Annotated in this window: 28 protein-coding genes; all 28 read right to left on the bottom strand. The window is 67.2% G+C overall.

All coding sequences use genetic code 11. The features are described from left to right. Nucleotide 1 precedes the first annotated feature (1 nt). On the bottom strand, nt 2-421 hold the full coding sequence (locus OC159_RS09135) for a DUF3168 domain-containing protein (RefSeq protein WP_265500838.1): 420 nt from the start codon (nt 419-421) through the stop codon (nt 2-4). Continuing rightward, nucleotides 418-741, bottom strand: coding sequence for a head-tail adaptor protein (locus OC159_RS09130; protein ID WP_265500837.1), 324 nt, complete (start codon nt 739-741; stop codon nt 418-420). The genes OC159_RS09135 and OC159_RS09130 overlap by 4 nt, the downstream gene beginning before the upstream one ends. A gap of 11 nt (nt 742-752) precedes the next feature. Next, the gene (locus OC159_RS09125) at nt 753-1,367 is read right to left on the bottom strand and encodes a head-tail connector protein (protein WP_265500836.1); all 615 of its coding nucleotides are present in this window, start codon (nt 1,365-1,367) and stop codon (nt 753-755) included. A gap of 194 nt (nt 1,368-1,561) precedes the next feature. After that, nucleotides 1,562-2,725 carry a phage major capsid protein gene (locus tag OC159_RS09120; RefSeq protein WP_265500835.1) on the bottom strand — a complete coding sequence of 388 codons (1,164 nt, stop codon included), beginning with the start codon at nt 2,723-2,725 and terminating at the stop codon, nt 1,562-1,564. A gap of 99 nt (nt 2,726-2,824) precedes the next feature. Further along, nucleotides 2,825-3,355, bottom strand: a complete 531-nt coding sequence (locus OC159_RS09115) for an HK97 family phage prohead protease (protein ID WP_265500834.1) — start codon at nt 3,353-3,355, stop codon at nt 2,825-2,827. Nucleotides 3,356-3,358: 3 nt separating this feature from the next. After that, entirely contained in the window at nt 3,359-3,589 is a 231-nt protein-coding gene (locus OC159_RS09110; protein WP_265500833.1) for a GTA head formation protein, RCAP_rcc01685 family, read from the bottom strand. A 3-nt stretch (nt 3,590-3,592) separates the two neighbouring features. After that, entirely contained in the window at nt 3,593-4,777 is a 1,185-nt protein-coding gene (locus tag OC159_RS09105) for a phage portal protein (protein ID WP_265500832.1), read from the bottom strand. A gap of 78 nt (nt 4,778-4,855) precedes the next feature. Beyond that, on the bottom strand, nt 4,856-6,211 hold the full coding sequence (locus tag OC159_RS09100) for a DNA-packaging protein (RefSeq protein WP_265500831.1): 1,356 nt from the start codon (nt 6,209-6,211) through the stop codon (nt 4,856-4,858). Next, entirely contained in the window at nt 6,150-6,509 is a 360-nt protein-coding gene (locus OC159_RS09095) for a permease (protein ID WP_265500830.1), read from the bottom strand. The genes OC159_RS09100 and OC159_RS09095 overlap by 62 nt, the downstream gene beginning before the upstream one ends. A gap of 282 nt (nt 6,510-6,791) precedes the next feature. Further along, complete coding sequence (locus OC159_RS09090) at nt 6,792-7,424, bottom strand: phosphoribosylanthranilate isomerase (RefSeq protein ID WP_265500829.1); 633 nt, start codon at nt 7,422-7,424, stop codon at nt 6,792-6,794. A 3-nt stretch (nt 7,425-7,427) separates the two neighbouring features. Then, nucleotides 7,428-7,826, bottom strand: a complete 399-nt coding sequence (locus OC159_RS09085) for a LapA family protein (protein ID WP_265500828.1) — start codon at nt 7,824-7,826, stop codon at nt 7,428-7,430. Between the two features lie 68 nt (nt 7,827-7,894). After that, nucleotides 7,895-8,179, bottom strand: a complete 285-nt coding sequence (gene ihfB, locus OC159_RS09080; RefSeq protein WP_265500827.1) for an integration host factor subunit beta — start codon at nt 8,177-8,179, stop codon at nt 7,895-7,897. A 235-nt stretch (nt 8,180-8,414) separates the two neighbouring features. Further along, nucleotides 8,415-10,094 (bottom strand): 30S ribosomal protein S1, encoded by a 1,680-nt coding sequence (gene rpsA, locus OC159_RS09075; protein ID WP_265500826.1) that lies wholly within the window; start codon nt 10,092-10,094, stop codon nt 8,415-8,417. Nucleotides 10,095-10,281: 187 nt separating this feature from the next. Continuing rightward, complete coding sequence (locus OC159_RS09070) at nt 10,282-11,073, bottom strand: metallophosphoesterase family protein (protein WP_265500825.1); 792 nt, start codon at nt 11,071-11,073, stop codon at nt 10,282-10,284. Between the two features lie 3 nt (nt 11,074-11,076). After that, nucleotides 11,077-12,027 (bottom strand): diacylglycerol/lipid kinase family protein, encoded by a 951-nt coding sequence (locus tag OC159_RS09065; RefSeq protein WP_265500824.1) that lies wholly within the window; start codon nt 12,025-12,027, stop codon nt 11,077-11,079. A gap of 66 nt (nt 12,028-12,093) precedes the next feature. After that, complete coding sequence (locus OC159_RS09060; RefSeq protein WP_265500823.1) at nt 12,094-12,294, bottom strand: formate dehydrogenase subunit delta; 201 nt, start codon at nt 12,292-12,294, stop codon at nt 12,094-12,096. Then, on the bottom strand, nt 12,284-13,108 hold the full coding sequence (fdhD, locus tag OC159_RS09055) for a formate dehydrogenase accessory sulfurtransferase FdhD (RefSeq protein ID WP_407674080.1): 825 nt from the start codon (nt 13,106-13,108) through the stop codon (nt 12,284-12,286). Before fdhD ends, OC159_RS09060 begins: the two co-directional genes overlap by 11 nt. Nucleotides 13,109-13,111: 3 nt before the next feature. Next, nucleotides 13,112-16,039 (bottom strand): formate dehydrogenase subunit alpha, encoded by a 2,928-nt coding sequence (gene fdhF, locus OC159_RS09050; RefSeq protein ID WP_265500822.1) that lies wholly within the window; start codon nt 16,037-16,039, stop codon nt 13,112-13,114. Further along, a complete protein-coding gene (locus OC159_RS09045; RefSeq protein ID WP_265500821.1) occupies nt 16,036-17,553 on the bottom strand; it encodes a formate dehydrogenase beta subunit in 1,518 nt (505 codons plus the stop codon). The genes fdhF and OC159_RS09045 overlap by 4 nt, the downstream gene beginning before the upstream one ends. Further along, nucleotides 17,550-18,023 carry a formate dehydrogenase subunit gamma gene (locus tag OC159_RS09040; RefSeq protein ID WP_265500820.1) on the bottom strand — a complete coding sequence of 158 codons (474 nt, stop codon included), beginning with the start codon at nt 18,021-18,023 and terminating at the stop codon, nt 17,550-17,552. The genes OC159_RS09045 and OC159_RS09040 overlap by 4 nt, the downstream gene beginning before the upstream one ends. Nucleotides 18,024-18,111: 88 nt before the next feature. Continuing rightward, complete coding sequence (locus OC159_RS09035) at nt 18,112-18,993, bottom strand: LysR family transcriptional regulator (RefSeq protein WP_265500819.1); 882 nt, start codon at nt 18,991-18,993, stop codon at nt 18,112-18,114. Between the two features lie 211 nt (nt 18,994-19,204). Beyond that, a complete protein-coding gene (gene doeB / locus OC159_RS09030) occupies nt 19,205-20,185 on the bottom strand; it encodes a N(2)-acetyl-L-2,4-diaminobutanoate deacetylase DoeB (RefSeq protein ID WP_265500818.1) in 981 nt (326 codons plus the stop codon). Next, nucleotides 20,182-21,378 carry an ectoine hydrolase DoeA gene (gene doeA / locus OC159_RS09025; protein WP_265500817.1) on the bottom strand — a complete coding sequence of 399 codons (1,197 nt, stop codon included), beginning with the start codon at nt 21,376-21,378 and terminating at the stop codon, nt 20,182-20,184. The genes doeB and doeA overlap by 4 nt, the downstream gene beginning before the upstream one ends. Beyond that, entirely contained in the window at nt 21,379-22,335 is a 957-nt protein-coding gene (locus OC159_RS09020) for a cyclodeaminase (RefSeq protein ID WP_265500816.1), read from the bottom strand. Beyond that, nucleotides 22,332-23,279, bottom strand: a complete 948-nt coding sequence (gene eutB / locus OC159_RS09015) for a hydroxyectoine utilization dehydratase EutB (RefSeq protein WP_265500815.1) — start codon at nt 23,277-23,279, stop codon at nt 22,332-22,334. Before eutB ends, OC159_RS09020 begins: the two co-directional genes overlap by 4 nt. After that, entirely contained in the window at nt 23,273-23,977 is a 705-nt protein-coding gene (locus tag OC159_RS09010; RefSeq protein ID WP_265500814.1) for a maleate cis-trans isomerase family protein, read from the bottom strand. Before OC159_RS09010 ends, eutB begins: the two co-directional genes overlap by 7 nt. Next, nucleotides 23,977-25,272, bottom strand: coding sequence for a TRAP transporter large permease (locus OC159_RS09005; RefSeq protein WP_265500813.1), 1,296 nt, complete (start codon nt 25,270-25,272; stop codon nt 23,977-23,979). The genes OC159_RS09010 and OC159_RS09005 overlap by 1 nt, the downstream gene beginning before the upstream one ends. Next, nucleotides 25,269-25,922: a TRAP transporter small permease gene (locus tag OC159_RS09000; protein WP_265500812.1), complete on the bottom strand. Its 654-nt coding sequence runs from the start codon at nt 25,920-25,922 to the stop codon at nt 25,269-25,271. Before OC159_RS09000 ends, OC159_RS09005 begins: the two co-directional genes overlap by 4 nt. Nucleotides 25,923-25,931 lie beyond the last annotated feature (9 nt).

The raw sequence follows: 25,931 nt of genomic DNA, 5'->3' as shown, positions 1-25,931 counted from the left end.
CTCAACCCAGATCGATGCGCGCACGGAACGTCAGGTCGACCTGACGCGCCGAACCGCTCTTCATCCGGCGCGCCGTGGCGCGCAGGAACCAAATTCCGGCCAGTTGGCCCCGTGACAGCGCCAGGCTGCCTTGCTCCAGCGCGTCCGTTACGGCGACAGCAACGGCCTTGACTGCTCCAAAGCCTGCGCCTCCGTCGCTGCCCGCCATGACAGACACCACGAAGTCGTGACGCGACCCGCGCGCCGTCGCATCGCTGGCGTTGCGCACCTCCTCGGCTCCCAGCGACACGAAGACACCGCTCGGCGCCTCGACCGGCATCGCGTCGAAGATCGCATCGCCGACCAGGTCGGTCAGCGACGGATCGGCGCGAAGATGCTGATAGATGGCCGCCTGCAGGGCGACGCTCGCTGCAAAGCTCATGTCAGGTCCTCCTCACGTGCAAAGCAGTCGACGAAGCGGCCGTCGGCATCGCCTTCCGCCACCGCCTCGATGGTAAAAAGCCGCTCACCAAGCCGTAGCCGCTGTCCGGGGCGGGGCCTGCGCGGATCGCCGACAGGCGCCGCGCGCGTCGTGATGCGCCAGTGCACCACGCTGACCATCCCTGTCCCCATGCCCTGTACCCGGCCGGACCGGGCGTCCATCCGCACCCAAAGCCAGCCCAGCTGCCGCCACTCGGTCAGATAACCGCCCATCCCGTCCGGACGACGCTCCGGCGCCTCCAGCCCCAGGCGCGTATTCATCGGGGGTGCCATCAGCGCCACTCCCGGCTGCCGCGGCCAGCCAGGGTGCGGACTGCGCGCCACTTCTCGATCAAGGCGCTGACGCCGAAGGGAAGCGCGTGGCGCGCGCTGTCGCCGCCCCGGTCGTCGTAATACCTCGCCGCAAGCAGGATCACCGCCTGTGCCAGGTCTGCGGGAACGTCGGCCCAGCTGTCGCCGAAGCCCGCCGTGAAGGTCACGGTGACGAAGCCCAGTCGCGGCACGTTCGGCAGGATGACACCGGCCGGCAGGATGATCGGCCGCTGCGCATCCCGGACAAGGCGCCAGCTCTCCGCCGGCAGCACCGTCACCGTGCCCGCCCCGTCGTCGATCTCGATCCTCTCGACGGAATGGACGGGCGCCAAGGGCAGCGACTGGCCCAGCCTGTCCCGCCAGTCGTCAAGCTGCATCCGAAAGCGCCGCTTCAGCAGCACCTTGCCGGTCCGGCCCTCGATCGTCGCGATGGCGGCGCGCAGAAAGCCCGCCAGCGCCGTCGCCTCTGCGGCATCGTCCGGACCATCGAAGCCCTGTGCCAGACGCAGGTGCCCGCGCAGGGCGGCAACCGGCAGCGCCTCCGCCGCAGGCGCCGTTTCCTCTATCAGCATCATCTCGCGAACCTCCCGTCCTGCCTGTCCGCATGTTCCACCAGGGGCAGAGCCCCAAGGGCCCTGCCCACCTTTTCGCCAAGGGGGTCAAGGGGGGCACGTCCGCACGCCGGCCATCAGCGCGCGCGGACAGTTGCTCAGCCGGAATGGCCGGCGCCCGTACGCGCCCCCTCCCCCTCACGTGATCCCGCGCGGAATCAGGTGAACTTCAGCAGCTTGATGGCGCGGAAGTCGGTGACGCCCCCGCCGACACGCTTGGTGGCATAGAAAAGGACGTGGGGCTTGGCGCTGAACGGATCGCGCAGGACGCGAAGGTCGGGGCGCTCGACGATGGTATAGGCTGTGCGGAAGTCGCCGAAGGCCACGGCCAGCGCGTCGATCTCCACGTCCGGCATATCCTCGCTGATCAGCACCGGATAGCCCAGCAGCTGCGGCACCTGACCGACGCTCAGCGCGTCCGACCACAGGAACCGCCCATCGGCATCCTTCATCTTGCGCACGCGCGCCGCCGTCTTCGAGTTCATCACGAACGAGGCGTTCGACCGGTACTCGGCGCCAAGCGCATAGATCAGGTCGATCAGGCTGTCCGCCGGGTTCACCTCGTGAAACGCGCCCATGGCACCGGTGGCCACGAAGCCGATCTGACCATCCGTCGCGGTGGCATAGGGAACCGCGGGATAGGAGAGGATGCCGCGCGGCTTGTCGACGCCGTCACCCTTGACGAACGCCGCCGCTTCCGAGCGTACGAACTTGTCGGCGATCCGCTCGGCCAGCCACCCCTCGACGTCGAAAGCAGCGTCGTCCAGCAGGCGCTGGCTGGCCTTCGGCATGGCCGACAGCTCGTGAACGGGGATGGTGATGCGCTCGATACCGCCGGCGCCCGTCTCCGCTGCCGCAGCCTCGGTTGCCCAGCCGGCGCCCATGTCGCCCTTGTCGACCAGCACCTCATAGGCCGCGCTCTCGATGGCGACGACGTTCGCCAGCGCCCGCAGCGATGATCCCGACCGCAGCACGGCCTGCACCGTCTCGGCCATCTTCGGCGCCGCCAGGAAACCGCCGTCGCTGGCGACGGTCAGGCCCTTCTCCTCGATGACCAGGCCGCGCAGGCCGTCATCGTCGCCGCTGCGCAGATAGGCGCTGAACGCCTTCTGATGCGGGACCTCGACCTCGGCCGTGGCGGACAGTGGGGCGCGGCCCCGGATGGCGGTCTTGCGGTCGATCATGGTCATGCGCTCTTCCTGTGCATTGAGCTTGGTCTGGATGTCTTCACGAAAGCTTTTGAGTTCGGTCACGAACCCCATCATGGCCCCCTTCAGGTCGGCGGACATGTCCCCGCCGCCCGCGGCCTTCACCTCGGTCATGGTCTTCTCCTCGTCGCGATGATCGGGGCCGCGCCCCTGTTGCCGGACCGCATCCGGGTCCGAACCTCTGACGGGCCGCGACACTCGCGGCCCAAAAACTCATGCGTCCCGCAGTGCCTGGGCCGCCTGCTGGAACAGCGCGGCGACCTCTCTCAAAGCGTCTGCCTCCTTGCAGCCGACCTTGGCCTCCGGCAGCATCGGGAATGTCACCAGCGACACCTCCCACAGTTCCACCTCGGCCAGTGCACGGCGCCCCTTCTGGTCGCGCTCTGCGCGGATCGTGCGATAGCCGATCGACAGACCGTCGATCGCACCGGCCTGGATCAGCGCCGCCGCCTCGCGCGCCTGCGCCACCTCGGGCAGCAGCCGCCCCTTTACCCAAAGGCCCTGCTCATCCTCGCGGATCTCGTCCCAGACGCCGATGGGGCGGGTCGGATCGTGCTGCCACAGCATCCGCACCTTGTCCCCTTTGGCCGCCAGCCGCGCCAAGGACGCGGCGAACGCCCCCGGCATCACCGCATCACCGCCCTGGTCGGTCAGCCCGAACAGACTGGCATAGCCCTCGATCACCTGCCCCTCGGACAGGACGGGCGCCCCGCCCGCAAATTTCACCTCAAGCCCCGGAACCATCCTTCAGCCTCCTTTCGGCGCAAACTCCAGAATTCCCTGAACGGCCTGGGTCAGGATCACGGCGACCACGCCATAGACCGTCATCCACAGCCGCCGCTCCAATCCCTCGACCATGGCCTCGATCCGCTCCAGGCGCTTCTCGACCTGGCCGAACTGCAGCGCCATGATCCGTTCCTGAGCATCGAAGCGCTGGTCGTGCCACAGCCCGTCCTTGACGAAACGCGACCCTTCCACGGCTCATGCCCCGTCCAGCGGCGGCAGCCCCAGCAACGCACGCTTCTCGACATCCGTTAGAAAGCTCGCCCCCGCGACACGCGCCCATTGCTGGTTGCGCTCCTCGGCCAAGGCGGGAATCTGGTCCGGGTCGGGGCGCAGCTCGACCTCGGCACCCATGTGCTCGGACAGCCACCACGCGACCGAGGCCGAAACCCGGCTGACCAGCGGCAGCACCGTCAGGCGATAGAACGCCCGATGCGCCTCGGCATAGTTCGCATAGGTCGCATCCCCCGGTATCCCCAGCAGCATGGGCGGCACACCGAATGCCAGCGCGATCTCGCGCGCCGCCGACAGCTTCGTCTCGTGAAACTCCATGTCGCTCGGGCTGAAACCCATCGGGCGCCAGTCCAGCCCGCCCTCCAGCAGCATCGGCCGGCCGGCATTGCGCGCACCCTGGTGGTTCATCTCGATTTCGCCCACCAGGCGGTCGTACTGCTCGGGGCTCAACACCCCCTGCCCGTCGACACCCTTGTAGATGATCGCACCGCTCGGCCGCGCCGCATTGTCCAGCAGCGCTTTCGACCAGGCGCTGGCGCTGTTGTGCACGTCCAGCGCCACCGCGGCCGCCTGCATCGGCGACAGACCATAATGGTCGTCCTGAGGGTGGAACGCCTTCACGTGGCAGATGGGATCGGGACTTCCCGTCATGTCGAACCGGTGCTTGCGCCCGCCGACGGCATATTCGAACGCCACTGGCCAGCCATCCGCCCCCGGCACGACGCTCATCCGATCAGACCGCAGCACATGCAGCTCCTCCGGCAACCCCGATGGGTCCAGCCCGACCGCCTCAAGATAACCGTTGCCCGACAGCAGGATCTGCCCGAACAGCGCCTCGAACAGCTCCGCCCGCCCCTGCCCCGGATTGGGCCGCCGCAGCAGATCCAGCAGCGGATGCACCTCATAGCGCCGGTCCCGGTCCGTACAGACCAGCGGCACCGCGGCCGCCGCCTCGGCGATCAGCTTCACGCTGCGAAACCCGACCGGATTTCCCATGAACCCGCCCCGCGTCAGGCTGCCCGTATCGCGGGCCGACCAGACCGGCCGTCCCGATCCGGCCGCCAATGCCACCACCCGGCCCGTCGCGCTGGCCTTCCTCTCCGGTGCAGGAGCGACCTTGTCCTCCCGCGCAAACAATCGAAACGCCATGCTCGCCTCCATGCCTCGGTCATGCGAAAGGGCCGCCCCGGTGGGACGGCCCTTCATTCAGTCCATCTTGTTCAACGCCTACAGCACCCGCATCTGCGGCCGCCGCCAGCCCGCCGCCGGCTCGATCATCAACTCATGGACAGCCCAGACCAGCGCATCCAGCCGGTCCGGGCTGCCCCGGCCCTCGAACCCGCGTACCGTCATCTGGCACAGCTGGTCCTCCAGCGCCCCCAGCGCGCCCCGCAGGTGCTTCACCCGCCCCTGCTCATAGAGCGCAGCCACAGGCTCGGCCCGCAGCCCCTTGCCCCGCGACGCCCGCAGAGCCTTGAACGGCACCAGCGGATCTATCTGCCGAACGACACTCTCCACCAGGTCGCCGCCCTGGTTCACCTCGGCCACAAGCTTCTCGGCCTTGTGCCGGTCCATGGCGGCAATCGCGGCCCGCGCCCAATCCGTCGGGCCGCCCCGCACGCTGGCATCCTCCAGCACATAGGCCCGCCAATCCTTCGGCTCGCCCTGCGTGACGACCCCCGCCACCACGATTCCGCATTCGTCGCTGGCCTTGCCGCCCGTGACCGAGGGGTCAACCGCCACCACGACCCTGTCCAGCTTCGGCACCTGCGTCACCCGCGCTGCCTCCAGCATAGCCGTCGTCCACAGCGCACCCTCGACATCGTCCAGAAGCACCCCGTCAAGTTCCTGCCGCCCCAGCCGCGTCCCGCCATAACGGCTCTCGACCTCCGCCAGAAAGCTCTCGGCCAGATAGGCCCGGTTCGCATCCGTCGGCGCATGGGTGACCACCGTGCTGGCATTGCCCAGGATGCGCTTCAGCACACCCACGTTCCGCGGCGTCGTCGTCACCACCTGCTGAGGATGCTCGCCAAGCCGCAGCGCGAACTGAAGCATGTCCCAGACATCCTCCGCCTTCTTCCACTTCGCCAGTTCGTCCACCCAGGCCGCGTCGAACTGCGGCCCGCGCAGCGCCTCCGGCTCATGCGCCGAATAGACCGTGGCCGTGGCGCCATTGGCCCAGACCAGCCGGCGCCGCCCCGCCTCCCAGACCGGACGCCGGTCGGGGGGCGAACACGCCAGGATCCCGCTTTCCCCGAACACCATCACCTCGCGCACCTGGTCGAAGGTCTCCCCGACCAGGGCCACGCGATGACACTGCCCGGGTGCGGCGGCGGTCGGTCCCTCGACCATCCGCCGCACCCATTCGGACCCGGCGCGGGTCTTGCCCGCGCCGCGCCCGCCCATAATCACCCAGGACTTCCAGTCACCCTCGGGGGGCAACTGGTGGGGTAGCGCCCAGAACTCGAACAGCCAGGGCAGGCTCATCAGCGCATTTTCCGACAGTCCGCCCAGGAACTCCTCAACCTCCTCCGGCCCGGCGCAGGCAAGCCAGGCGGCGCCCGACCTCGTCTCGTGCGGCATCGAGGTCGAGGCTGCCCCCTCCGACCCCGCCCGCAATGTCCTTGCGAAGTTTGTCAACCTTGCTCCTCTCCGCCATCAACAGCTGCACGGCCTCGCGGACCGTTTTCGCCGTCTCCATGGCCTTCTTCAGCTTGGCGGGATCGATCTCCGCCGCCTTGACCGCCTCAAGCTCGGCCTGGTGTCCCCGAAGGTCCTTCACATAGTCCCAGAACAGCCAGCGCAGGACGTCGATCTCGTCCTCGCCCTCGGCGATATCCGGCGCCTGAAGACCGACCCCTGCAAGCTGGCTCTTGGCCATGAAAGGTCCTTCGGGATCACCGACCCCGCCCCAGTTCATATCGTTCATGCAATCTGCCCCGCCTCGTGACCTGTCCGCACGAGCCAAGAAACGAAAAAGCGACCTAGGGTTACCCCCGGCCGCTTGCCCATTTCTCCCAGCATGTATACGTTCTACTTTAAGGCGTTCGCCAAGTCAATCACTATCGCTCCGGTCGCACGTGCATTTCAGAAATCTCTGCGCATGCAATAACTTAGCCTACGCAACACCGCGCAGAGCGCTGCGCAACACCCCTGCCGCGACCTACTGCAAGGCCTTCAGGAACGCTCCGATCCGCGCAACATCCTTGCAACCGGGCGCCGACTCGACACCCGAACTGACATCGACCACCTGCGCCCCCGTCAGCCGCACTGCCTCGGCCACGTTCTCTGGCGTCAGCCCCCCCGCCAGCATCCAAGGCCGCAAGAAGCGCCGCCCGACCAGAAGCTGCCAATCGAAAGCCAGCCCGTTTCCCCCCGGCAGCGCCGCCCCTTCGGCGGGCTTTGCATCGATCAGCAGCATGTCGGCAACCAACCCATACTCCGTCAACTGCGCCAGGTCGTTGGCGTCCCGGATCCCCACCGCCTTCATGACCGGCAGCCCGGTCAGTTCCTTGACCGCGGCCACGCGCTCGGGGCTCTCGTTGCCGTGCAGCTGAATGACGTCCAAAGGCACGACCGCCAGCACACGGCGTAACAACGTGTCGTCGGGATCGACGAACAGGCCGACGCTCGCCACGCCCGCCGGAATGGCGGCCAACAGGTTCGCGGCTTCCTCGGGTGTCACCGACCGAGGAGACTTCTCGAAGAAAACAAAGCCGACATATCGCGCCCCGGCCTCGACGGCGGCAGCGACATGCGCCGCCTCCCTCAGGCCGCAGATCTTGACGTCAGCCACGGCTCAGTGAGCCGCCGGCAGCAGCGTGCCGGTGCCGGCCACCGGACGACGGGTCGCCGGCTCATCCAGGATCGCCAGAACCTCGTCCCGGGGTGCGGCATGACGGTCGCGCAGGTGGTCGACTTCGCTCTCAAGCCGCGACACCTCTGCGTGGCGCAGCTTCGCCTCGCGGCGATAATTCGCCTCGCGCATCCATTCCCAAAGCAGCCCTGCCAGCATTCCGATGGCGAAGGCGCCAAAGATTACTACGAACAGCGGCACGCTCAGTGACCAGGTCCCGCCTAGGAACTGCCCGAAATTCGCCGGGAACAGCGACAGCACGACCATCTCGCGGTTCGCCAGGGCGATCCCCACCAGGATCAGCGCAAGAAGCGCGACGAAGATCAACCGGATGAAGCGCATGAACAGTTTCCTCGATTAGTTGCGGGCCCCGAAGCAGGGTCCGCCCCGTCGTTAGCCTTTTACGACGCTCACGCCTCGCCGTTCAACCTGTCGCGCAACAGCTTGCCGGTCTTGAAGAACGGAACGTGCTTTTCCTCGACATCGACCGCCTCGCCGGTGCGAGGATTCCGCCCAGTCCGAGAATCGCGCTTCTTCACCGAGAACGCGCCGAATCCACGCAACTCGACCCGGTCCCCACGCGCCATAGCGTCGATGACCTCCTCGAAGACGGTGTTCACGATCCTCTCGACATCCCGTCGGAACAGGTGGGGGTTTTCGTCTGAAATCTTCTGGATCAATTCCGATCGAATCATGCTTTCCCCCAAATGGACGGACCGTAGCTGCCATCGCGTCGACCACCCCGGAGCAAACAAACCCGGCCAAGCCGCCTCTCAGGCAAGTCAACGCCCGACAGAAGTCACTGGTTTCATAGCGTTGCCAGCTTTGCCAAGGTCGCGCAAGCGCCTTGCGGGACCGCGCCGCCGCCGTTGGCAAGAAAAAGCCCGCCCCGGACGAACCGGGACGGGCATGGATCGGTCTTGGACCGGATCAGTTGTTGCGGCTCAGCGCGGCGCCCAGGATGTCGCCAAGCGACGCACCCGAATCCGAGCTGCCATACTGGTCGATCGCTTCCTTTTCTTCCGCGATCTCGCGCGCCTTGATCGACAGGCCCAGACGACGGGTCTTGGTGTCGACGTTGGTCACGCGCGCATCGACCTTGTCGCCGACCTGGAAGCGCTCGGGGCGCTGGTCCTGACGGTCGCGGGCCAGATCGCTGCGGCGGATGAAGGACTTGACGCCGTTGTACTCGACCTCGATGCCGCCATCCTCGATCGCGGTGATCTCGGCGGTGACGATCGAGCCGCGCTTCACGCCATCCACGGCTTCCGCCATGTGCTCGTTCTCAAGCGACTTGATCGACAGGCTGATGCGTTCCTTCTCGACATCCACGTCCTGAACGACGGCCTTGACGACGTCGCCTTTGCGGAAGTCCTGGATCGCATCTTCGCCACGCGTGTCCCAGCTGATGTCGGACAGGTGGACCATGCCGTCGATGTCGCCTTCCAGGCCCACGAACAGACCGAATTCGGTGATGTTCTTGACTTCGCCCTCAATGACGGTGCCGGTCGGATGGGTCTCGGCAAAGACTTCCCACGGGTTGCGCATGGTCTGCTTCAGACCCAGCGACACGCGGCGCTTGGCTTCGTCGATCTCCAGCACCATCACGTCGACTTCCTGAGAGGTCGACACGATCTTGCCCGGATGGACGTTCTTCTTGGTCCAGCTCATCTCGCTGACATGGACCAGACCCTCGACACCGGCTTCCAGCTCGACGAACGCGCCATAGTCGGTGATGTTGGTCACGCGGCCCTGGTGAACGCTGCCGATCGGGAACTTGTCGGCGACCGTATCCCACGGATCGGCCTGCAGCTGCTTCATGCCCAGGCTGATGCGGTGGCTGTCCTTGTTGATCTTGATGACCTGGACCTTGACGGTCTCGCCGATCGCCAGGATCTCGGACGGGTGGTTGACGCGGCGCCAGGCCATGTCGGTGACGTGCAGCAGGCCGTCAACACCGCCCAGATCGACGAACGCACCGTATTCGGTGATGTTCTTGACCACGCCGTCGACCGTCTGACCTTCGGTCAGGTTGGCGATGACCTCGGCGCGCTGTTCGGCGCGGCTTTCCTCCAGGATGGCGCGGCGCGACACGACGATGTTGCCGCGGCGGCGGTCCATCTTCAGGATCTGGAACGGCTGCTTCAGACCCATCAGCGGACCGGCATCGCGCACGGGGCGCACGTCGACCTGCGAACCCGGCAGGAACGCGACGGCGCCGCCCAGGTCGACCGTGAAGCCGCCCTTGACGCGACCGAAGATGGCGCCCTCGACGCGCTCCTCGGCGCCATAGGCCTTCTCCAGGCGATCCCAGGCTTCCTCGCGGCGGGCTTTTTCGCGGCTGATGCTGGCTTCACCGCGGGCGTTCTCCACGCGGTCAAGATAGACCTCGACTTCGTCGCCGACCGACAGGTTCGACTCTTCGCCGGGGTTCGCGAATTCCTTCAGATCGACGCGGCCTTCCATCTTGTAGCCGACATCGATGATGGCCTGGCCCGCCTCGATGGCGATGACCCGGCCCTTGACCACCGAACCTTCGTCCGGCGTGTCGATCTCGAGGCTTTCGTTCAGGAGGGCCTCGAATTCCTCCATGGTCGCTTTAGCGCACATGCGTGTTCAGTTTCCTTTGTGTCTGTTTTCCGGCCTGACGGTTGGCTCCGCCGGTCTTTATGACGCCTTTCCGGCAACGACAAAGGGTCGTGGCAATGCGCCCGACCCGTTTGTAAGCGGTCTGTTCTGACCATGTCGCCCGATTGACTGGTGTTCCCTTACCGCCGATCGACGGCAAATTCAACGGCTAAACGCGCCCCCACCTGCCCGAGATGCGCCGGTAATATGCGATCTCGGGGTCCAGAAAGCCCTCGAGCGTCATCGGCGCGACGTGCCGTTCAAGCCGCAGGTCGTCTCCGTCGATTTCCAGGACCGCGTATTCGTTCTGCCCGTCGGTGATCCGCGCGCACAGCGCCGTTCCCGCCTGCAGCTGCAGCACGCCCGGCCACTTGCCCGTCTCGATCAGCGCATCGACGTTATAGCGGTGCAGATGCCCCGACAGCGCGATCCGCACGCCGGCCGCCTGCAGCCGCGCCATCGCCTCGTCGGCGCGTCGGGCCGGCTGCTTGTCCATCTGCGGCAGCTGCTCCAGCGGGTGGTGCAGCGCAATGATGTTGAACCCGTCGCGGTCAAGGCCCTTGACCAGCCGCCTGATCTCGCCCTTGCGGAACTTGCCGCGCTGCCAGCGATAGGGGTCGGCGCTGTTGATCCCCAGGACCCGGACGTCCCCCGCCTGCCCCGCCGGCGCCAGCCTCCGGCCAAAGCGCTTCCGATATCCCGCGAACGGCCAGAAAAGCCGCGCCACCGGGTTGAAGGTCGGAATGTCGTGGTTGCCCGGGACCAGCAGCAGCGGCGCCTCGATACGGTCCAGGAAGGCGCGGGCCTCGGCCATCTGCCCCGGCAGCGCACGATGGGTCATGTCGCCCGTGACCACCACAAGATCCGGCCGCGCGTCCCCGATCCTCGCCAGCAGCGGGGCGACCAGCCCCCTGCGGTGAAAGCCGAAATGCAGGTCAGAGAGATGCAGGATCCGCGCCATGCGTCACGACCCGAGACGTTCGGTCTTGCTGACCCCGTCGGCCGGCACCAGCACCCGCAGCCCACCATGGCGCACCTGCAGGCGGAACGGACTGTAAAGCACGGTCTTCTCACCGTCATGGGCGACCAGCTGCCGGCGCTTGGGCGTCTCGATCTGCAGGTGATCCGACAGGATAAGGTCAAAATCGCTGTCCTTGGCGCTGTGTCCGAAGGCCAGCCGCAGCGCGGACCGCATCAGCGGCAGCGGCTGTCGCGCCTTGGCGATCAGCACGGCAAACTTGCCTTGCCGGATCGCATCCGCCCCTTCAAGGCCAAAACTCTCGATCTGGTAGGCGCTGCGGGCGACGAAGACCAACGCGCTCTCGAAGCGCCGCGCATCCCCGTCCACACGCGCCACCAGCTGCATCGGGCGGCGCAGGCGGCGCAGCGCCACCATGACCGACCAATAGGCGGCCACGCGCGACCGCCCCCACCGCTTGTAGATCCCTTCGCGCGTCTTCAGGATCTGCGGGTAAGCGCCGAGGCTGACGTTGTTCAGGAAGATCAGGTCGTTGACCTCTCCGACGTCGACATCGTCGACACGCGCGTCCAGCAGCGTGTCAAGCGCATCCTCGATCGTCTCACCGACGCCAAGGTCCCGGGCGAGATAGTTGAAGGTCCCGCCCGGCAGCACTCCCATGGCGATGCCGGTCTCTGTCAGCGCCCCGGCGACCGCCGACTGTGTCCCGTCGCCGCCGGCCGCGATGACCAGGTCGAACCCTTCGCCCGCCACCTGCCGCGCCAGTGCGGGCAGGTCGCTGCCCTTGCGGCTCTGGCGAAGCTCATAGCTGCCGCAGACGGGCTTCAGCCGCTCGTCCAGTTGCGCCACGATGTCCCGGTGCTTCTTCTTGCCAGATCCGCGGTTCATGATGACGCAGACCCGGGCCGCACCCAGGTCGAATTTCTGTTGCTGCATGAAGGCCCTGTTCCCGCTGTCCTGACGTTCCCGGCAGGAAACCCACGAACCGGCCAACCGGTTGCATCAGAGCCTTCGGGCCGCCTCTTCGGCCGACGGCAGCAGCCCCTTGCCGCCCGCCTCCATAAAAGTCAGCAGCTGCGCGCGCATTCGTGGTTCCCAGAAGTCGCGCAGGTGGTCCGCGATCTTGTCGGGCGCGTTGCCGGGCTGGCTGTCGAAGAAGGTGGCGATCTGGTTGGCCATCATGACCATCTTTTCAGGCGACATCTGATACCTCGGCACGCAGCCGTTCGGGATGGGAAAACAAATCGAACCCCTCGCCGCGCGCAAAGGCGGCCAGGGTAATGCCGGCGCCCTCGGCCAGGCGCAGGGCATGGGCGGTGGGCGCCGACACGGCGATCAGGATGCCGGACCCGGCCATGGCGCATTTCTGCACCATCTCGACCGAGACGCGGCTGGTCAGCACGAAGGCCCCGTCACGCGCCAACAGCCCCTGCCGCGCCATCGCGCCGATCAGCTTGTCCAGCGCGTTGTGGCGGCCCACATCCTCTCGCGCCAGGACGATCCCCTGGCCCGGCAGCAGGAAGCCTGCCGCATGGACCGCGCGGGTCTGGTCGTGCAGCGGCTGCCAGCTGCGCAGATCCTCGGTCGCCCCGGCGACCTGGTCGGGCGTCAGCGCCGTGCCGACCCCCAAGAGGTCCGGCAAGGCCCGTACCGCCTCGTCAAGGCTGTCGATGCCGCAGAGGCCGCAGCCCACCGGACCCGCCATGAACCGCCGCCGCGCCGCCAGCGCCTCGGCCCGGTCCTCGGCCAACCACATCTGCGCCTCGGCGCCCTTGGGGTGGTCCAGGATCTCCAGCCGCTCGATCTGCGACGGGTCGGCGACGATCCCCTCGGTCAGCGAAAAGCCCATCGCGAAATCCGCCAGGTCCGCGGGCGTCGCCATCATGACGGCCTGGGTCGAGCCGCCATAGACCATCGCCACCGGCGTTTCCTCGGGCACCGTGCGCGTCACCGCGACACGGCTGCCCGGACGAAGGTGCATGGCGTCCGCCAGGCGGACGGGCGGCGGCAGGGCCATCGGCTACTCCGCAGCCGACAGGATCCGCCGCGACCGCTCCGCCTGCTCGTTATAGGTCTCCTGCCACTCGGACGGCCCGTTCGACGGGCTGACCTGCACGGCGGTGACCTTGAATTCCGGGCAGTTCGTCGCCCAGTCCGAAAAGTCCGTCGTCACCACGTTGGCCTGCGTGGCCGGGTGGTGGAAGGTCGTATAGACCACGCCCGGCGACACCCGGTCGGTCAGCACCGCCCGCAGCGTCGTTTCCCCGGTCCGGCTGGCCAGGCGCACCCAGTCCCCGTCAGTCACGCCGCGAACCTCGGCGTCGTGGGGATGGATCTCCAGCACGTCCTGATCGTGCCAGACGGTGTTCTCGGTCCGGCGGGTCTGCGCGCCCACGTTGTACTGCGACAGGATACGCCCCGTCGTCAGCAGCAGCGGGAAGCGCGGACCCGTCCGTTCCTCGGTCGCGACATACTCTGTGATGATGAAGTGGCCCTTGCCCGACATGAACCCGTCCACATGCATCAGCGGAGTGCCCGCCGGCGCATCCTCGTTGCAGGGCCATTGCACCGACCCCATCTCCTCCAGCCGCTCATAGCTGACGCCGGCGAAGCTCGGCGTGGTGGCCGCGATCTCGTCCATGATCTGGGACGGATGGGTATAGCGCCAGTTCGCCCCCATCGCGTTGGCCAGCAGCTGCGTGACCTCCCAGTCCTCATAGCCGTTTCTGGGCTGCATCACCTTGCGGACGCGGTTGATGCGCCGTTCCGCGTTGGTGAAGGTGCCGTCCTTCTCCAGGAAGGACGACCCCGGCAGGAAGACATGGGCATAGTTCGCGGTCTCGTTCAGGAACAGGTCGTGGACGATGACGCATTCCATCGCCCGCAGGCCGGCCGCCACGTGATGCGTGTCCGGGTCCGACTGCAGGATGTCCTCGCCCTGGCAGTACAGCCCCTTGAACGTGCCTTCCACGGCCGCGTCCAGCATGTTCGGGATGCGGAGGCCAGGCTCGGGGTCGATCTCGACGCCCCAGGCGTTCTCGAAGATCGCGCGGACATCGGGCAGCTTGACGTGGCGGTATCCCGGCAGCTCGTGCGGGAAGGACCCCATGTCGCACGATCCCTGCACGTTGTTCTGGCCCCGCAGCGGGTTCACGCCCACACCCGGACGGCCCACGTTGCCGGTCAGCATCGCCAGGTTCGCGATGGACATGACAGTGGTCGAGCCCTGGCTGTGTTCCGTCACGCCCAGGCCGTAGTAGATCGCGCCGTTGCCGCCCGTCGCGAACAGCCGTGCAGCCGCACGCAGTTCCTCGGCCGGAACGCCCGTCAGGCTCTCGATCGCCTCGGGGGCGTGGCGCGGGTCGCTGACGAACTCGGCATAGTGCTGGAACTCGTCCCAGTCGCAGCGCTCGCGGATATAGGCCTCGTCCATCAGCCCTTCAGTCACGACCACGTGCGCCATCGCCGTCACGACGGCGACGTTGGTGCCCGGACGCAGCGGCAGGTGATGGGCTGCCTCGATATGGGCGGACCGAACCATGTCGATGCGGCGCGGATCGACCACGATCAGCTTCGCCCCCTGCCGCAGCCGCTTCTTCAGGCGGCTGGCAAAGACCGGGTGGCCGTCAGTCGGGTTCGCGCCGATGATAAGCACGACATCCGTATGCTCGACGCTGTCGAAGTCCTGCGTTCCGGCCGAGGTTCCGAAGGTCTTGCCCAGGCCATAGCCGGTGGGCGAATGGCAGACGCGCGCGCAGGTGTCGGTGTTGTTGTTGCCAAAGACCGCGCGAGTCAGCTTCTGGACCAGATAGCTTTCCTCGTTGGTGCAGCGGCTCGAGGTGATGACCCCGACCGAACGGCGCCCGTGCTTTTGCTGAATGGCCTTCATGCGCCCGGCGGCGAAGGACAACGCCTCGTCCCAGCTGACCTCGCGCCACGGCTCGTCGATGGTATCGCGGATCATCGGGTTCAGGATTCGGTCCTTGTGCGCGGTATAGCCATAGGCAAAGCGGCCCTTGACGCAGCTGTGGCCCCGGTTCGCCTTGCCGTGCTTCCAGGGCACCATGCGGACCAGCGTGTCGCCGTTCATCTCGGCCTTGAAGCTGCAGCCGACGCCGCAATAGGCGCAGGTGGTGATGACCGATCGCGTGGGCGTGCCTAGTTCGGCCACCGATTTCTCCTGCAGCGTCGCCGTCGGGCAGGCCTGCACGCAGGCCCCGCAGCTGACGCAGTCGCTGGACAGGAAATTGTCGAACCCGGTTCCGGCGCTGACACGGCTGTCGAAACCGCGGCCTTCGATGGTCAGTGCGAACGTCCCCTGCACCTCTTCGCAGGCGCGGACGCAACGCGAACAGACGATGCACTTGCTGGGGTCATAGCTGAAATACGGGTTGCTGTCGTCCTTGGGCAGGTATTGCGGATTGCCCGGCCCCTCGCGCAGCCGCGCCTCGGACTGGGACCGCGCGCCGATGCCCTTGGGGTCGAAGTGGTTGTCGCCCGGCGTATAGCGCACGTCGCGCAGGCCCACCTGCCCCGCCGCGTCCTGCAACTCGCAATCGCCGTTGGCCGCGCAGGTCAGGCAGTCCAGCGGGTGGTCGCTGATGTAAAGCTCCATCACGCCCTTGCGGATCTTGCGGACCTTCGAGGACTGGGTGTGGACCACCATCCCTTCGACCACGGGCGTCGTGCAGCTGGCGGGCGTGCCGCGCCGCCCCTCGATCTCGACCACGCACAGGCGGCAGGACCCGAAAGCCTCCATGTTGTCGCTGGCACACAGTTTGGGGACGTCGATCCCCGCCTCGAAGGCGGCGCGCATGACGGACGTGCCTTCGGGCACCGTCACCTCGAAGCCGTCGATGGTCAGGCTGACCGGGGCGCCGTTGCGTGCGGGCGTGCCCATGTCGCGGTCGTCGCCGGGTGCGAACTGGGGGATGACGAAGTCTTTCATTCCGCTGCCTCCTTGTGGGTGGCGAAATCATCGGGGAATTGCGTCAGGGCCGACATCACCGGGTAAGGTGTAAAGCCCCCGAGCGCACAAAGCGAGCCGTCCTTCATCGTCTCGCACAGGTCCGTGAGCAGATCGGCCGCGGCAGCGTCGCCCGCCGCGATGCGGTCGATGGTTTCGACCCCGCGCACGGCGCCGATGCGGCAGGGCGTGCACTTGCCGCAGCTTTCCACTGCGCAGAACTCCATGGCAAATCGCGCCATCTGCAGCATGTCGGCCGTGTCGTCGAAGACGACCAGACCGGCATGGCCGATCAGCCCGCCCTTCTGGTCGAACTCCTCGTATCCCATCGGCGTATCGAACTTGCTGACCGGCATGTAGGCGCCCAGCGGCCCGCCCACCTGCACCGCCTTGACCGGCCGGCCCGACAGGGTGCCGCCGCCGATGTCGTTCACGACCTCGCCCAGGGTCATGCCGAAGGCTGTCTCGAACAGCCCGCCGTGTCGCACGTTCCCGGCGATCTGCAGCGTCACGGTGCCGCGCGACCGGCCAAGGCCGAAATCGGCGTAGTGCTGCGCACCCTTTTCGAATATCACCGGCACGGTCGCCAGGCTGATCACGTTATTGACGACGGTGGGCTTGCCAAGGAACCCCTCCAGCGCAGGCAGGGGCGGCTTGGCGCGCACCGTACCGCGCTTGCCCTCCAGACTGTTCAAGAGGCTCGTTTCCTCGCCGCAGACATAGGCGCCCGCGCCGGTGCGGACCTGCATGTCAAAGGCGCGCCCGCTGCCCAGAACGTCCGGCCCCAGCACACCGCGGCTCCGGGCGATGACGACCGCCGCCTCCATCACGCGAATCGCGTCCGGGTATTCGCTGCGCATGTAGACATAGCCGCGCGTCGCGCCGACACCCAGACCCGCAATTGCCATGCCTTCGATCAGGGTAAAGGGATCGCCCTCCATGATCATCCGGTCGGCGAATGTGCCGCTGTCGCCCTCGTCGGCGTTGCAGACGATGTATTTCTGGTCCGCGACGGCCTCGCTGACAGTCTTCCACTTGATGCCGGTGGGGAAGCCCGCGCCGCCACGGCCGCGCAGCCCGCTGGCCGTGACCTCGGACACGATCTCGGCCTTGCTCATGCCCAGCGCGCGACGCAGACCGGCCAGACCGCCATGCGCGGCGTAATCGTCCAGGTCCAGCGGGTCGATCACGCCGCAGCGGGCGAAGGTCAGCCGCGTCTGGCGCTTCATCCACTCCAGATCCTCGACCGGTCCCAGCCCATTCGCCTTGCCATCCAGCAGAGCCGGCACATCGGCAGGCGCGACAGACCCATAGGCGATCCGCCCCCCAGGCGTCTCGACCTCGACCAGGGGTTCCAGCCAGACCATCCCGCGCGTACCGTTGCGAACGATCTGCACGTCCATCCCGCGCGTCTTGGCCTCTCGCGCCAGCGCCTCGGCCACCTGGTCGGCGCCAAGCGCCTTGGCGGCGCTGTCCATCGGAACCCAGATCTTCATCGCGCGGCCTCCAGTTCGGCCGTCAGCCGGTCCGCATCGACCCGGCCGATCACCCGGCCGTCCAGCATCGCCGCCGGCCCGCATGCGCAGAGGCCCAGGCAATAGACCGGCTCGACCGTCACCCCACCGTCCGGCGTGGTGCCGTGCCAGTCGATGCCAAGCCGCGCCAGCGTTTCCGCCGCGACACCCGCGCCGCCGACCGACTGGCAGGCCTCTGCCCGGCAGATCTTCAGCACGCGCCGCCCGGCGGGATGATCGCGGAAATCGTGATAGAAGCTGATGACGCCGTGCACCTCGGCCCGGCCCAGGTTCAGCACGTCGGCCAGGACCGGGACGGCCGCTTGCGGAACATGACCCCACACCTCCTGAATCGCGTGGAGCATCGGCAGAAGCGGCCCCTCCAGCCCGGTCAGGGGCAGGACGACATCGCGGATCTCGTCCGCAGAGGGGGCTGGCGCGTGATCGATCATGGCTGGCCTTTCGGAAGTCCGGTCTCTTACGGAACAGCCGTTTCATCCGCAAATCAATATCGCAGTTCCGTCAGTTGATAGGAATTTCCTATCGAACCATCCGCCGCGCCTCGGTCAGCAGCGCCTCCAGCACCGGCGTGTGCGGTTCTCTCCAGGGCGCGATCAGGCCCACGGCATGGCCCGGCCCGACGTTTTCCAGCGGGACCAGCGACAGCGGCTTGCCCTGCGCCAGAAAGCGGGCAACGTCCTGCGGCAGGATCGTCAGCCAATCGCCGTTCAGCACCTGCGACACCAGCACCACGGTCGAGTTGCTCTCGACCATCGCCAGCGGATTGACCCCCGCATCGGCCAGGCGTCGGTTGATGATGCGGCGGTTCTGCATGTCGGGCGTCAGCAGACACAGCCGCTGGCCGTTCAGCGCCGACCATGCCACCGGGCCGCCGCGCGCCAGCGGATGCCCGTGCGGTGCGACCAGCGTGTAGGTTTCATCATAAAGAGGAACGGCGCTGACCTTTCCCAGCGGCTCGTTATCCAGGTAAGAGATGCCCGCATCGACCTCCAGGTCCTCGATCATCTGCAGGATGGCACTGGAGCTGCGCGAAAGGATTGTCAGCCCGACATTCGGATGCGCCTCTCCGTACCGCGCAGCCAACCGCGCAGCCCAGGTAAGCGCCGTGGGCACCACCGCGATGCGCAGCCGTCCGGACAGGCCGTGACGGGTGGCGCGCATCTCGTCCCGCAGCTGACGGGTGTCGCCGACGATGCGCCGTGCCCAGACCAGCGCCGACTGCCCCTCGGGCGTCAGGCCGCCATAGCGCGACCCGCGAAAGATCAGCAGAACGCCAAGGGTTTCCTCAAGCTGCTTGATCCCGGCCGACAGCGTCGGCTGGGTGATCCCCAGCGACTGCGCCGCACGGCCGAAATGGCCTTCCTTGGCGACCGCGAGGAACATTTCCAGTTTGTCGATCATGACGCCCCCTTCGGCGGCATCAACACCGAGCCACCTGCCTCGGTCAAGCGTATCGCCGTTGCCGTCGCACAGATCCCAGTGGCTGTCGATCCGGCACGGCGGGTCGTGGGACCATGCGACAAGCGATGCGGGCAGCAATCGCTCAACCACAGGTGCGGGCACTCAAGGGCAAGCGATGTCAGGAACGCCTGCCCAAGGTTCGGCAGCGCCGTCAACCGACGGCGATCACCGCAAGGCAGTCGCCGGTCTGCACCAGCCCCGGGAAGTGGCGCGCGGCGATCAGGCCGGCGCGGTTGGCGACAACCTCGACCGGCGCGACCCCGGTGCGGTCGGTGGGCCAGATGCGGGCGATGGACTGACCCTCGATCACGTCTTCACCCAGATCCGCCAGCGGATGCAGCAGCCCGTCGCGCGTGGCGAAGTGGAAGCAGTCGTCGCCCGGCATGTCCAGCATGCGGCTCTCGCCTTGTTCGATCTCTCCGGCCAGGATGCCGGCATGGCGCAGCACGTTCCGCGCTCCGCGAATGGCGATCCGGGCGGATGCCGCCGTGGCCGTGCCGCCGCCGCCCAGTTCGGTGGTGACGAAAACCTTGCCCTTCTCCTCGACCGCCGTGTCGAACATGCCGACGGCGTCGATCTCTCGCATCATCATCGACCATGGCGCACCGAAGGCCTGCATGGCCGCCACGCAGGCCGCCTGCTGGTCCGCGTCGTCCAGATAGTGCGCGGCCGCGTAGGGCAGGAAGTCCAGCGTCTTGCCGCCCGAATGATAGTCCAGCACGACATCCGCCATCGGCACCAGCACGCTGTCGAAGTAATGCGCAATCTTCTGTGTGACCGTGCCGTCAGCGCGCCCCGGAAAGCAGCGGTTCATGTTGACCTGATCGATCGGGCTGACCCGCGTCCCTGCCCGACAGGCGGGGTAGTTCAGGTAGGGCGCGATGATGACGCGCCCCGTGATGTCCCCCGGCTCCAGCTCCCATGCCAGCTGCTGGAGCGCGATGGGCCCTTCGTATTCGTCGCCGTGGTTGCCGCCGGTCAGCAGCGCCGTCGGCCCGTCGCCATTGCCGATCACCGTCAGCGGGATCATCACGCTGCCCCAGGCGCTGTCGTTGCGCGAATAGGGCAGCCGGAGGAAGCCGTGGTGCTTGCCGGGCGCATCCAGCGGGATCGTGGGCCGGATCGGGTTCATGGCTTCACCAGCATCCGCCGGGGGATCGAGCAGAACAGTTCCGGCTCGCGCTCGGTGATGACCAGCGATTCGGTGGTCTCATAGCCCCAGCCCTCCATCCAGAGGCCTGTCATGAAGTGGAACGTCATGCCGGGCTTCAGCTCGGTCCGGTCGCCGCGGCGCAGGGACATGGTGCGTTCGCCCCAGTCGGGCGGATAGGACAGACCGATCGGATAGCCGGTGCGGTTGTCCTTGACGATGCCATGACGGTCCAGAACCGTGAAGAAGGCGTTGGCAATATCCTCGCAGGTATTGCCGGGGCGGGCGGCGGCAAGACCGGCCTCCATCCCCTCCAGCACGGCCTTCTCGGCCTCCAGCATCTCCTTGGGCGGCGTGCCCAGGAAGATCGTGCGCGACAGGGGCACGTGGTATCGCTGGTAACAACCGGCGATTTCGAAGAACGTGCCCTCGTCCTGCTTCATCGGCAGGTCGTCCCAGGTCAGGTGCGGCGCGGCGGCATCGGGACCCGAAGGCAGCAGCGGCACGATGGCGGGATAGTCGCCGCCATGCCCCGACCATTCGTCATAGCGCAGCCCGCTGTCATAGATCTCCGCCACCAGATCGCACTTGCGCATGCCGACCTCGATCTTGTCCGCGATCCGGCGGTGCATGCGTTCCACGATGCGCGCGGCCTTGCGCATGTATTGCAGCTCCTTGGGCGTCTTGATCGCCCGCTGCCAGTTCACCAGGCCCGTCGCGTCCAGGATCTGCGCCTCGGGCAGGCCGTGGACAAGCCGTTCATGCGCCTTGGCCGTGTACCAGTAATTGTCCATCTCGACGCCGATGAAGCCGGTGTGCCAGCCCTTGTCGGCCAGCGTCGCCCACAGGTAATCCATCGGGTGCCGTTCCACCGACTGCACGTAATAGTCGGGATAGCCGATGATGTGGTCGTCGGTCATCCAGACCGTGCGCAGCGCGCCCTGCGCATCCTGCCCGCGCCCGAACCAGATGGGCGAACCGGTCGGCCCCACGATCACGCATTGGTGGACATAGAAGGACCAGCCGTCATAGCCGGTCAGCCAGGCCATGTTCGACGGGTCGCTGACGATCAGCAGGTCCAGTCCCAGCTTCTCCATGCTGGCGCGGGTCTTGGCCAACCGCTCCTCGTATTCGGCGGTCGAGAAGCGTTCGGGCGTCCTTTGCAGTTCTGGCATTCACGTGGCTTTCGAAAACGCGGCAAGCGCGTGGGTGGCGATGGCGGTGTCCTGGACGCCCGTGCCGGTCAGGTCGCAGATGGTCGTCTGCTGTTGATCGGTCCGGCCCGGATGTTTCCCGGCGATGATGTCGCCCAGTTCGGGAACGTGGTTGCCGGAATGGGTGCCGGCCTCGATGGCGGCGCGCAACTCTCCCATCAGGCGGGTCTGGCTGGCGCGGTCGGCCACATAGAGGTCGGCGCGGGCCAGGCAGTCGGGGTGCAACTCGTTCTTGCCGGGCTGGTCGCTGCCCATGGCGGTGACGTGCTGACCCTCGCGCAGCCACTCGGCCTGCAGGATCGGCAGGGTTGCGGGCGTGGTGGTCACGATGATGTCGGCCTGCGTCACGGCCTCCTCCGCGTCCGCGGTGGCGCGGATGTCGATGCCGGTGACTTCATCCGTCAGCGCCTGCGCGCGGGACAGGTCGCGGGCCCAGATCACGGCGCTGGAGATGGGTCGGACCAGCCGCAGCGCCTGCAACTGCATCCGCGCCTGAAGCCCCGCGCCCAAAATCGCGACACGGCTGGCATCGGGGCGCGACAGCCACCGCGCGGCCACGCCGCCGGCCGCGGCAGTCCGCACATCAGTCAGCCAGCCGTTGTCCAGCAGCACCGCGCGCACCTGTCCGGTCTTGGCGTCCAGCACCACCATCATCCCCGATGTCGACGGCAGCCCCAAAGCTGGATTGCCGAAGAACCCCGGTGAGATCTTGACCGCAAAGCCCTCAAACCCCGGAACAAAAGCCGTCTTGACGTCCACCTCTCCGTTCACTTCGGACAGGTGCATGGACAGGACCGGCGGCATGACCACGCCGCCCTCGGCCAGCCGCCGGAAGCCGGCCTCGACCACGTCGACGGCGGCAAGGTCCAGCGGCACGCGGTCGCGCAATTCGGTTTCCGACAGGATCAGCGGCGTCATGTGGTCTCCAGCAGGCTGGCGTGAAGCGCGGGATCGATATTGCCACCGGACAGGATCAGGACCAGCGGACCGTTGCTGCGCAGTTTTCCCGCAAGAATCGCGCCGGCTCCGACGGCGGCGGCGCCTTCGACGACGTGGCCTTCGCGGGCCAGATGGCGCAGACCGCCGGCGATATCGTCCTCGGTCAGCAGGATCAGCTCGTCCATCAGGTCGCGGACCATCGGAAAGGTCAGCCGGTTGCCCATGCCGATGCCGCCGCCCAGGCTGTCGGCCAGGGTCGGCAGTTCGGTCACCTCGACGGGTTCTCCGGCGGCGAGACTGGCGGCCATCGCGGCGCCACGCTCCATGCTGATGCCGACGATGCGGATGTCGGGTCGTCGCGCCTTGGCCGCCGCCGCGACACCGGCCAATAGCCCGCCACCGGATAACGGCACGGCGATGGCGGCGGCGTCCGGGACCTGGTCCAGGATCTCCAGCCCCAGCGTGCCCTGGCCCGCCACCACGTCCGCGTGATCGAAGGGCGGGATCAGGGCAAAGCCTTCGTCGCGCTGCAGGCGGCGGGCCTCCTTGAAGGCGTCGTCCTGGCTGTCGCCGACGATACGCGCTTCGGCCCCCAGCGCCTTGATTGCGTCCAGCTTGTTGCCGGGCACCAGCCGTGACATGCAGATGACCGCTGGCAGCCCCCGCGTCCGCGCCGCATGGGCCAGCGCCCGCCCGTGGTTGCCGGTCGAGGCCGTCGTGACGCCCGCCACCGTCCCAAGCCGGGCCACAGCGTTCGAGGCCCCGCGCAGCTTGAATGCGCCGGTCGTCTGGCGGTATTCGCATTTCAGCCAGACCGGACCACCCGCCAGCCCCGACAGGCTTGCCGAACCCACGACCGGCGTTTCCAGCACCTGCCCCGCGATGCGGTCGCGCGCGGCCAGGATGTCGTCCAGCGTCACCATGTCCGGCACCTGAACAATGCGCCGGGCCCCGCCGCCGGGATGCGGACCTGGTCCATCATGGACCAGAACAACGCCTGGTTCGACGACAGGACCGGCTTGCCCAGACGTGCCTCGATCCGGTCGATGACGTCGACCGCCGGAAGTGCGGTGCAGGAAATGAACAGCGCCTGCGCCTCGGGGTGGTCGCTGGCCTCGGCCATCTCGATGATCTCGGCCGCACCAAGACGCGCCATGTCGCGGTCGTCGGCGTGACCCATGCTGCTGCGGCGCACGACGTCGATGCCACGGGCCTGGAAATGGTCGCCGACCAGATCCGTCGTCGCCTCCAGATAGGGCGTCATCAGCGCCACGCGGTCCAGGCCCAGGGCGCCGAACCCCCGCAGCGCCGCCCCGGCCGGGGTGGTCACGGGCGCGCGCCCGCCCGCCAGCGCCTCGATGCTGCTGCCCAGCACGGCCGAGGCCGAGGTGCAACCAAAGCCTATCCCCGCAAGCTCGACCCCCGGCACGATCAGGTCGACCGCCGCCCGCAGCCGCGGCCCGGTGTCGCGCAGGTTTTCCTCGGTCGTGGGGTTGTCGAAGGCGATGCGCGTGACGTGCAGCCGCGTGCCCGGCGGCATCAGGCGCACCGCATCGCCCTCGATCGTCATGTCGGTCGCCAGCGCGACCAGCCCGAACCGTTGCAAAGCCTCGTCCCGCATCACGCCCCCGGCTGCGCGATGGCCAGGTCGCGCAGGAACAACGCGATCTGCGGCACGAAGATCAGCAACACCGACACCCCCAGAAGGATCGCGATGAAGGGCGGCGTGCCGCGGATCACCTCCCAATAGGGGCGCTTGAAGACGGCGATGGCGGTGAAGATGTCGCAGCCGAAGGGAGGCGTCGCGCTGCCGATGGCCACCTGCAGCGTGATGATCGTGCCGACAAGGACCGGATCCAGACCAACGTCCTGCACCACCGGCGCGAAGATCGGCACCAGGATCAGGATGACAACGATCGGGTCGACGAACATGCAGCCGATGAAGAACGCGATCGAGATCGTGAACAGCACCCCATAGGGGCCCATCCCGTCGATGCCGATGCCGCCCAGGATCGCCTGCGGGATCTGCGCGAAGCTGATGACATAGCTGAAGGCGGTGCCCGCGCCGACCAGGATGAAGACGACCGCCGTGATCAGGCCGGTGGACTTCGCAGTGGAATAGAGCTGCTTCAGGCTCAGTTCACGGAAGATGATCAATTCCAGCACCAGCGCGTAAAGGACGCAGGCCGCAGCCGCCTCGGTCGGGGAAAAGATGCCGCCATAGATGCCGCCGATGATGATGACCGGGAACCCCAGCGGCCACAGCGCGCGGCGCATGGCGCGGCCGCGTTCGGCCCAGGTCGCGGGCTCCTCGACCGGCACGTCGTGGCGGACGGCGTAGATGTAGGAATAGATCGAGAACAGCAGCAGGATCAGCAGCCCCGGCCCGATCCCCGCCAGAAACAGTTCGGAAATCGATGTTCCCGACACGACGCCATAGATGATCATGCCAATGGATGGCGGGATCAGGAAGGCGATGTCCGAGGCGTTGACGATCAGCGCCAGCGTGAAGCTGTCGCTGTAGCCCGCCTTCAGCAGCCGCGGCCGCAGCGGCCCGCCGACGGCGACGACGGTCGCCTGCGTCGACCCCGACACCGCGCCGAACATCGTGCAGGCGCCTGCGGTGGAAATGGCCAGTCCGCCCTTCATGTGGCCAAGGAAGGACATCACGAGGTCGATCAGACGCTCGGCCGACTGGCCCCGCGTCATCAGGTCGGCGGCGAAGATGAACATCGGAACGGCCACGAGGCTTGCCGGCTGGATGCCGGCGATCACCTGCTGGACCAGCGTCTCCAGCTGCCCCAATCCGCCGAAGATCCCGACGAAGCCGACCATCGACCCGACGATCAGCGGCACCATCATCGGAAATCCCAGCAACAGCAGCACGACCATCGTGCCCAGGATGGCGGCGGTCATGGGCGCGTCTCCTCTTCGGGAACGGGGTCATAGCCGTCCTGCGTGCCGGTCGACAGCCAGATGCCGTCATGCGTCAGGTTCTTCAGCGCCGTCAGCGCGTATTGCAGGCCGGTCAGAAAGAACCCCGCCGGGACCCAGACGATGATCCACCACTGCGGGATGCGCAGCGCGGGCAGCACCCGGCCGCGGCTGGCCTGCGTCTGAACATAGGTGAAGGCGTACCACGCCAGCAGCAGCAGCAGCGCCGCCGTCAGGGCCGAGATGATGACCATCCCGGCTTTGCGCACGCCATGGGGCAGCGCGTCCAGGATCGCAGACATGCGGATGTGGCGCCCATGCCGCGCGGCGTAGGACAGGCCCGCGAAAGTGATCAGCACGATCAGCGCCTGGTTCACCTCTTCCGAGAAATAAAGAGATCGGCCGAAGCCGAAGCGCCCCACCACGTTGGCCACGGTGTTGGTGGCCATCGCCAGCACGCCGAAGGCCAGCATCACCGCCTCGACCCGCGCGATGCCTCGGTCCAGCGCCCCGAGCGGCCCCGGCAGGTCCGAACGATAGAGCGAGTCGTCGATATCGTCGGGTGCCGTTGCCGGCTCTGAGTGGCGGGGATCGTCGGACCCGGCATCACGCGGGTTTGTGTCTGGCTGCATGGCCACCTG

Origin of the sequence: Paracoccus beibuensis, from assembly GCF_026162625.1 — a bacterium.
GTDB lineage: Bacteria > Pseudomonadota > Alphaproteobacteria > Rhodobacterales > Rhodobacteraceae > Paracoccus > Paracoccus beibuensis.
Note: the sequence above shows the minus strand (reverse complement) of the source record. Positions and strands in the feature narration are given on the sequence as shown.

Bases quoted from the DNA above. Each gene is read 5' to 3' on its own strand.
- OC159_RS09135 (WP_265500838.1), bottom strand. From the start codon at position 421: ATGAGCTTTGCAGCGAGCGTCGCCCTGCAGGCGGCCATCTATCAGCAT.
- OC159_RS09130 (WP_265500837.1), bottom strand. From the start codon at position 741: ATGAATACGCGCCTGGGGCTGGAGGCGCCGGAGCGTCGTCCGGACGGG.
- OC159_RS09125 (WP_265500836.1), bottom strand. From the start codon at position 1,367: ATGATGCTGATAGAGGAAACGGCGCCTGCGGCGGAGGCGCTGCCGGTT.
- OC159_RS09120 (WP_265500835.1), bottom strand. From the start codon at position 2,725: ATGACCGAGGTGAAGGCCGCGGGCGGCGGGGACATGTCCGCCGACCTG.
- OC159_RS09115 (WP_265500834.1), bottom strand. From the start codon at position 3,355: ATGGTTCCGGGGCTTGAGGTGAAATTTGCGGGCGGGGCGCCCGTCCTG.
- OC159_RS09105 (WP_265500832.1), bottom strand. From the start codon at position 4,777: ATGGCGTTTCGATTGTTTGCGCGGGAGGACAAGGTCGCTCCTGCACCG.
- OC159_RS09100 (WP_265500831.1), bottom strand. From the start codon at position 6,211: ATGCCGCACGAGACGAGGTCGGGCGCCGCCTGGCTTGCCTGCGCCGGG.
- OC159_RS09095 (WP_265500830.1), bottom strand. From the start codon at position 6,509: ATGGCCAAGAGCCAGCTTGCAGGGGTCGGTCTTCAGGCGCCGGATATC.
- OC159_RS09085 (WP_265500828.1), bottom strand. From the start codon at position 7,826: ATGCGCTTCATCCGGTTGATCTTCGTCGCGCTTCTTGCGCTGATCCTG.
- ihfB (WP_265500827.1), bottom strand. From the start codon at position 8,179: ATGATTCGATCGGAATTGATCCAGAAGATTTCAGACGAAAACCCCCAC.
- rpsA (WP_265500826.1), bottom strand. From the start codon at position 10,094: ATGTGCGCTAAAGCGACCATGGAGGAATTCGAGGCCCTCCTGAACGAA.
- OC159_RS09070 (WP_265500825.1), bottom strand. From the start codon at position 11,073: ATGGCGCGGATCCTGCATCTCTCTGACCTGCATTTCGGCTTTCACCGC.
- OC159_RS09065 (WP_265500824.1), bottom strand. From the start codon at position 12,027: ATGCAGCAACAGAAATTCGACCTGGGTGCGGCCCGGGTCTGCGTCATC.
- OC159_RS09060 (WP_265500823.1), bottom strand. From the start codon at position 12,294: ATGTCGCCTGAAAAGATGGTCATGATGGCCAACCAGATCGCCACCTTC.
- fdhD (WP_407674080.1), bottom strand. From the start codon at position 13,108: ATGGCCCTGCCGCCGCCCGTCCGCCTGGCGGACGCCATGCACCTTCGT.
- fdhF (WP_265500822.1), bottom strand. From the start codon at position 16,039: ATGAAAGACTTCGTCATCCCCCAGTTCGCACCCGGCGACGACCGCGAC.
- OC159_RS09045 (WP_265500821.1), bottom strand. From the start codon at position 17,553: ATGAAGATCTGGGTTCCGATGGACAGCGCCGCCAAGGCGCTTGGCGCC.
- OC159_RS09040 (WP_265500820.1), bottom strand. From the start codon at position 18,023: ATGATCGATCACGCGCCAGCCCCCTCTGCGGACGAGATCCGCGATGTC.
- OC159_RS09035 (WP_265500819.1), bottom strand. From the start codon at position 18,993: ATGATCGACAAACTGGAAATGTTCCTCGCGGTCGCCAAGGAAGGCCAT.
- doeB (WP_265500818.1), bottom strand. From the start codon at position 20,185: ATGAACCCGATCCGGCCCACGATCCCGCTGGATGCGCCCGGCAAGCAC.
- doeA (WP_265500817.1), bottom strand. From the start codon at position 21,378: ATGCCAGAACTGCAAAGGACGCCCGAACGCTTCTCGACCGCCGAATAC.
- OC159_RS09020 (WP_265500816.1), bottom strand. From the start codon at position 22,335: ATGACGCCGCTGATCCTGTCGGAAACCGAATTGCGCGACCGCGTGCCG.
- eutB (WP_265500815.1), bottom strand. From the start codon at position 23,279: ATGGTGACGCTGGACGACATCCTGGCCGCGCGCGACCGCATCGCGGGG.
- OC159_RS09010 (WP_265500814.1), bottom strand. From the start codon at position 23,977: ATGCGGGACGAGGCTTTGCAACGGTTCGGGCTGGTCGCGCTGGCGACC.
- OC159_RS09005 (WP_265500813.1), bottom strand. From the start codon at position 25,272: ATGACCGCCGCCATCCTGGGCACGATGGTCGTGCTGCTGTTGCTGGGA.
- OC159_RS09000 (WP_265500812.1), bottom strand. From the start codon at position 25,922: ATGCAGCCAGACACAAACCCGCGTGATGCCGGGTCCGACGATCCCCGC.